Source organism: Streptomyces sp. NPDC045287, from assembly GCF_056432325.1.
Genome location: NZ_JBWKJG010000035.1, coordinates 25,866 through 32,409, shown reverse-complemented (window position 1 = coordinate 32,409; position 6,544 = coordinate 25,866). Strand labels below are relative to the sequence as shown.

Below are 6,544 nucleotides of genomic sequence, written 5' to 3'. Positions count from 1 at the left end.
AAAACGCCCATCTCCCGGCGCCGGACCGTACCGAACGCGCCGCGTGTGAGGTCCTTGACCAGGTCCCCGTTCTTGAACGTCACGGTGGTCGTCACGGGCGGACCGCCTTCAGGGTCCGGGTCAGCTCGCGGGCCGCCGGGATGGACACGGTCCCCAGGTGCCTCGCGTGCTTCCCGGCAGGCGGCGGCTCCGCCGGGCAGAGCGCGGGCATGTGCACACCCACGCCCCGCAGGGCCGCCATCAACTCCGTGTACGCCTCCGTGGTGTCCTGGTGGGCACGCCGGGCGCCGGCTCCCCCGGCGTCCGGCGCACGCACCGGGATCACAGTTTCAGCTGTTCCGTTCGTCATCGGGTCTTACCTGTCCCTTGCGGTTCGGTGTGATGAGAACCACGTTAAGGACAGGAAGACGCCCTCTCAATGTCACTTTGAGAGGGCGTTAGATAGAAGTGACAACAGTGAGTTACAGGGGCAGCCGCAATACGTCGGCCAGGACCCGCATCTCCGGTGTCAGGGTGCGTCGATGTTCTATGACGATCGAGAGAATTTCACGAGCGTACCGTTGGTGCGGTAACCACTCCGGTGAGGTGTGCCAAATGCTCGTCAACTCCCTCACCGCCTCCGCGTACTGTCGAGTTTGGGCGTATGCCTTGGCCACGTCCAAGCGGTGGCGATTGTGGTTGGAAGGGGTGGGCGGGATGCCCACCATGGGGATCTTGTCGGCCAGTTTCAGCACCACGTCCGGGCGGTCGGAGATCATCGCATTTTCCGTGCGCTTCAAAGCCACGGTGGTGGGTCCGAACGTTCGGAGTAGATCTTCCCGAGGTCGATGCTCTCGTCCTAGGACTACGGCCGCCCCGTGAGCTAGCCGCAAGGAATCCTTGGCTTCTCCCGCCCGGTTGTCTCGCACAGCCGCCGCCGACACCCGCAGAAGAAGCATCCCCCACACGCACAGCTCGTCCGCCGTCGCGCGGGACATCTTCGGCTCCACGTCGTCCGCCCAGCGGATCGCCAGTTCCCTGGCCTCCGCTAGCTGACCGCGCAGGAGCAACACCCAACATTGTGCGTTAGCCGTCGCGCCGCCTTGAAGGCGGTCGGCTGACGCGTCCAGGGCCATATCGAGCGCCATTTCCGCCGCGTCCAGATGGCGAGTTTGGGTGAGCAGCCATCCGGTGAGTTGGAGAAGCTGGACGCGTAGGGTCCGGCCACTCTCCTCCAAGTCCGCCAAGGTCTCCGTGTCCCGCAGCAGGCGTGGAAGGACGGTACCCAGCTCCGTGAATCGTTCCGCTCTGAACAATGGCAGCGCAGAGTCGAGCACCTGGGCCACGCCGTCTACCGTGGGTGGCTCATCCAGATCATCCGGCCGGCCGACCAGGGCCTGGCGTACAGCAGCCCAGCCGTCTCCAGCCGCCGCGTCGCTTGGTTCCGCCGCCGAGCGGTCCATCAGCTTGCTGGTGGGCACCCGAAGCACCCGGGCCAGCTTGTGGACCGTTTCCAATCGGGTGTTGTCCACCGTGCCTTGCTCCAGCTTTCGCACAAGGGACAGGGAAACCCCACTACTCGTAGCCAGCTCTCGCTGTGACAGACCCCGGCGCTTCCGCACTTCGCGGAGCCGGTCCCCGACGGTGCTCATGCTTCGAGAGTAAGGCCCGCGGCGGTGTTTCATCAGTCGTCGACAACCGGCTCGGTGACGGCGCGCGGCAAGCTGACGCCCCACTCCTCCCGGCCGGTCGGCTCTTCGCCAAGGCGGTCCGGGTGAAGGCGGCGCACCGGCTGGGCGTCCCGGAGCGGTTGGGCGGGGCGGTCGATCGGTCGGTGGTGTTTCCCGTCCGGTGGTGTCCGGCCGCCGGACGGGAGGTGGAAGGCGGACGAGGTCCTTGCGACCACAGGATCTTCGGAGTCCGACGGGGTGGTGGACGGGCTCAGCCGGGGTGTGCCGAAGGGGCCGTGCCCGTCACGACCGTCGCGTACCGCTCGTCGTCGGTCTCCACGCGCGGGGTCAGGCCGCGGGAGGCGAGGACGCGGACCGCCTCGGCGGACTGGCGCTCGCTCGTCTCGAACAGCAGGACGCCCCCTGGGGCCAGCCAGCGTGCCGCCTCCGCCGCGACCCGGCGCAGTACGTCCAGCCCGTCCGCGCCGCCGTCGAGGGCGACGCGGGCCTCGTGGAGGCGGGCCTCCTGGGGGAGGAGGGCGACCTCGCCGGTCGGGACGTACGGGACGTTGGCCAGCAGCACGTCGACGCGGCCCCGCAGGCTTGGCGGCAGGGCGTCGTACAGGTCGCCGTGGTGGACGTGGCCCCCGAGGGGCGTGACGTTGCGGCGGGCGCAGCGCACGGCCGCCGGGTCGATGTCGGCGGCGTGCAGGTCGGCGGCGCCGCCCAGGGCGGTGACGAGGGCCGCGCCCAGCGCGCCCGTACCGCAGCACAGGTCGACGACGACCGGCCGGGTGCCGCGCGGGGCGAGCGCGGCGGCCCGCTCGACGAGGAACTCGGTGCGGCGGCGCGGGACGAACACGCCGTCGTCGACGGTGACCCGCAGGCCGCCGAACTCCGCCCAGCCGACGACGTGTTCGAGCGGGTGCCCGGCGGCGCGGCGCGCCACCATGGCGGCCAGCTCGGTGGGGGTGCGGGCGGCGGCGAGCAGCAGTTCCGCCTCGTCCTCGGCGAAGACGCACCCGGCGGCGCGGAGGGCGCCGACGACACCGGACGGGGTGAGCGGGGGAGTGGTGCCGCCGGGCGCCGGAGGGGCGGCGGACGGCGGGGTGGTCAGGGCGTTCGGGGCGGCCGGGACGTTCGGGGTGCCCGGTGCGGAGGATGCGGATGATGCGGGAGGTGTGGACGATGCGGGGGTCGTGGACACGGGGAAGCCTTTCGGGGGCCGCGTACGCGGTGTGCTCCCGGCGGTTTCGTCACGGCCGCGGCGTGATCGCCGTACCGCCCTCGGAGGGGAGCACCCAGCCTTGCCTGGCGTTGATGGGTCCCACCTCCTCGGTCCTCGTGCGTCCTGGTGACGTCCCGGGCACCCTACCTGACGGGGTGTTCCCGCCCGGTGGCCGCGCCCGGGGCACGTGACGAACGCTCCGGCCCGCGAGGGACCGTGCCCGGCCCCGCCACCGGTCGGCCGCCGGCCCGGCCGGGCGGCCCGGCTCCTCGCAGGCGGCGGGGAACCGGCCGTCCAGGCAGAACACGCCCAGGCGGTCCGAAGCGGCGGACCGCACCCGGCCCCACCGGGCCCCACCGGGTGGCCGCCGGCCCAACCGGCCGTCCAGGCGGAACACGCCCAGCGGTCCGAAGCGGCGGACCGCACCCGGCCCCACCGGGCCCCACCGGACCGCACCCGGTCCTACCGAGCCGCACCCGACCCCGGCAGACCGCACCCGGTCCCACCGGGCCGCACCCGACCCCACCGGGCCCCACCAGGTGGCCGCCGGCCCCACCGGCCGTCCAGGCGGAAGCCCCCGGCGGCCCGGGGCGGCGGCTCCCGCTCGGGGCGGTACCCGGCGCGGTCGGCGCGCCCGCTCACGCGTCCGCCGGCTCCTCGGCGTTCAGCAACTCGTACGCGGCCGGGTCCGAGTGGTGGAACAGCCGGTACCAGGCGTCGAGGCGCTCGCCCTCGAACACGCCCAACCGGCCCAGCACCTCGCGCGCGAACGCCACCGGCTCCGTCGACCCGGCGGTGATCAGGTCCCCGGCCGTCACCGCGTCCGCCTCGACGTAACGCCCGCCGCCCGCGTACCCGGTCCCCGCCAGGTAGGCGGGGGCGGAGCTGGTGTGGGGGCGGTCGTCGAGCAGCCCCGCGCGGGCCAGCCCGGCGGTCGCGCCGCAGATCGCCGCGACCGGCACGCCCGCGTCGAGGAACGCGCGGGCCTCCGCCGCGAACGGCGCCAGGTCGTCGGTCTCGTCCCACAGGTCGGCGCCGGTCAGGATCAGCAGTGCGCTGTCCTCGGGGCGCAGGTCGGCCAGGGCCAGGTCGGGGATGATCCGCAGGCCGCCGATCGTGGTGACGGGGCCGGTCGTCGGGCCGACCGTGCGGACCTCGTACCCGCCACGGGCCAACCAGGCCGTCGCGTGGCCGGTCTCCCAGTCGGCGAACGTGTCGTAGACGGCGAGGTGAACGGTCTTGCGGGGTGCGGTGGTGCTGGTCATGGCGGCCTCCTGGACGCTGCGCCGGTGCCCGTCGTGTCACGCCGCCGTCTTCCCGGCGGCTCCCTGCCGGAAAGGCGGCGCGCCGCCGATCCGGGGCGGGCGACCGGACACCTTGCCGAGCCGGGCGCCCACCGCCATACAACCTGGCCATGTCCCGGCGCCGCGAGCGCTTTTACCCTCGCCCCATGACCGCTCAGACGCCCCGCCCCGCACCCGACCCGCGGGTCGGCGCCGCCGTCAAGGCCGCCGACCGCGCGCACGTCTTCCACTCCTGGTCCGCCCAGGCGCTCATCGACCCGCCGGCCGTCGCCGGCGCCGAGGGCGCGTACTTCTGGGACCACGACGGCAACCGCTACCTCGACTTCACCAGCGGCCTCGTCTTCACCAACATCGGCTACCAGCACCCGAAGGTCGTCGCCGCGATCCAGGAGCAGGCGGCCCGGCTCGCCACCTTCGCGCCCGGCTTCGCCGTCGACGTACGGGCGGAGGCGGCGCGGCTCATCGCGGAACGCACCCCCGGCGACCTCGACAAGGTCTTCTTCACCAACGGCGGCGCCGAGGCCGTCGAGAACGCCGTCCGCATGGCCCGGCTGCACACCGGCCGCCACAAGGTGCTCAGCGCCTACCGCTCGTACCACGGCGCCACCTCGACGGCGATCCACCTGACCGGCGACCCGCGCCGCTGGCCCTCCGACACGGGCGCCGCCGGGGTGGTCCACTTCTGGGGGCCGTTCCCCTACCGCTCGCCCTTCCACTCCGAGAACGAGGCGCAGGAGTGCGAGCGGGCCCTCACCCACCTGGAGGACACCCTCGTCTTCGAGGGCCCCGACACGGTCGCGGCGATCGTCCTGGAGACCGTCCCCGGCACCGCCGGGATCATGCCGCCGCCCCCCGGCTACCTGCGGGGCGTGCGCGAACTGTGCGACCGGTACGGCATCGTCCTCGTCCTGGACGAGGTCATGGCGGGCTTCGGGCGGACGGGCCGCTGGTTCGCCGCCGAACACCACGACGTGGTGCCCGACCTGCTCACCTTCGCCAAGGGCGTCAACTCCGGGTACGTCCCGCTGGGCGGCGTCGCGATCTCCGCCGAGATCGCCGCGACCTTCGACCGGCGCCCCTACCCGGGCGGCCTCACCTACTCCGGCCACCCGCTGGCCTGCGCCGCCGCCGTCGCGACCATCCGGGTCATGGCGGAGGAGCGCGTCGTGGAGGCGGCCGACCGGCTGGGTGCCGAGATCCTCGGGCCGGGCCTGCGCGAGCTCGCCGAACGACACCCGTCGGTGGGCGAGGTGCGGGGCCTGGGCGCCTTCTGGGCGCTGGAGCTCGTACGGAACCGGGAGACGCGCGAACCGCTCGTGCCGTACGGGGCGACGGGCGGGGCCAACGCCCCGATGGCGGCCTTCACCGCCGCCTGCCGGGAGCGCGGGCTGTGGCCCTTCGTCAACATGAACCGCACCCACGTCGTCCCGGCGTGCAACCTCACCGACGCGGAGGCGAAGGAGGGCCTCGCGGCACTCGACGCGGCGCTCTCCGTGGCGGACGAGCACACGGTGTGACCCGGCGTGACCGGCGCGGGCCCGCCGGGTGACCCGCCCGTGTGACCCGCCGCCCGCTCGACCCCTACGGGTGACCCCCTCCGACTGGCTTAAGGTGTCCGAAACCGGACGGAGGGGACCTGCCCATGCCCGTGAGCGGACCTGTGACCCGCAGTACTCTGCGCCAGCAGATCGCGGACGCGCTGCGTGACGAGGTGCTCGCGGGGCGTCTCCAGCCGGGCCGGGAGTTCACGGTCAAGCAGATCGCGGAGCAGTACGGCGTGTCCGCGACCCCCGTGCGGGAGGCGCTGGTCGACCTGACGGCGCAGGGACTGCTCGACTCCGACCAGCACAAGGGCTTCCGCGTCCACCAGTTCACCGTCGACGACTACCGGGGCATGATCGAGGCCCGCTCCCTGATCGTCGACGGCGTCCTGCGCCACCACACGGGCCGCGGGGCGGGGCGCGCCTGCGTGCCGGGCGAGGCGCTCACCTCCGTGCGGCGGCGGGCCGAGGCGGCCGCGCGGGCCGCGCGCGCCGGCGACCTCGACATCCTGATCGGCTACGACGTGCGGTTCTGGCGGGAGCTGGGCGGGCTCGTCGCCAACCACTACATCGCCGACTTCCTGCACCGGCTGCGCATCCAGGCGTGGGTGTTCGCCGTGCCCTACCTGCGGGGCGACCGGCGGGTGCGGGACTGGCTGTGGAACGGGCACGAGGAACTGGTGGAGGCCGTCGCGGCGGGCTCGGCGCGGCAGGTCGTCGCCGTCCTGCGCGCGTACCGCACCCACTCCCTGAACTGGGCCGACCACCTGGAACGCCTCCCCGCGCCCCGGACGGCCCCGGGGCCTCCCGCGTGAGGGCGGC

The 6,544-nt window shown here is 73.4% G+C and carries 6 protein-coding genes; 2 read left to right on the top strand and 4 right to left on the bottom strand.

All coding sequences use genetic code 11. The features are described 5' to 3' along the window. Positions 1 to 91: 91 nt before the first annotated feature. From AC07D6_RS32660 to AC07D6_RS32645, 4 genes are all read right to left on the bottom strand, one after another. Complete coding sequence (locus AC07D6_RS32660) at positions 92 to 316, bottom strand: hypothetical protein (RefSeq protein ID WP_479050438.1); 225 nt, start codon at positions 314 to 316, stop codon at positions 92 to 94. A 145-nt stretch (positions 317 to 461) separates the two neighbouring features. Next, positions 462 to 1,631: a helix-turn-helix domain-containing protein gene (locus AC07D6_RS32655; protein WP_479050436.1), complete on the bottom strand. Its 1,170-nt coding sequence runs from the start codon at positions 1,629 to 1,631 to the stop codon at positions 462 to 464. Positions 1,632 to 1,920: 289 nt separating this feature from the next. Then, positions 1,921 to 2,766, bottom strand: a complete 846-nt coding sequence (locus tag AC07D6_RS32650; RefSeq protein ID WP_479050443.1) for a putative protein N(5)-glutamine methyltransferase — start codon at positions 2,764 to 2,766, stop codon at positions 1,921 to 1,923. Positions 2,767 to 3,515: 749 nt separating this feature from the next. After that, positions 3,516 to 4,142, bottom strand: a complete 627-nt coding sequence (locus AC07D6_RS32645) for a DJ-1/PfpI family protein (protein ID WP_479050434.1) — start codon at positions 4,140 to 4,142, stop codon at positions 3,516 to 3,518. 185 nt (positions 4,143 to 4,327) lie between these two features. Between AC07D6_RS32645 and AC07D6_RS32640 the strand changes: the two genes are divergently transcribed. Both AC07D6_RS32640 and AC07D6_RS32635 read left to right on the top strand, forming a co-directional pair. Further along, positions 4,328 to 5,698, top strand: coding sequence for an aminotransferase class III-fold pyridoxal phosphate-dependent enzyme (locus tag AC07D6_RS32640; protein ID WP_479050432.1), 1,371 nt, complete (start codon positions 4,328 to 4,330; stop codon positions 5,696 to 5,698). A 125-nt stretch (positions 5,699 to 5,823) separates the two neighbouring features. Continuing rightward, positions 5,824 to 6,537 (top strand): GntR family transcriptional regulator, encoded by a 714-nt coding sequence (locus tag AC07D6_RS32635; RefSeq protein WP_479050430.1) that lies wholly within the window; start codon positions 5,824 to 5,826, stop codon positions 6,535 to 6,537. The last annotated feature ends 7 nt before the right edge of the window (positions 6,538 to 6,544 follow it).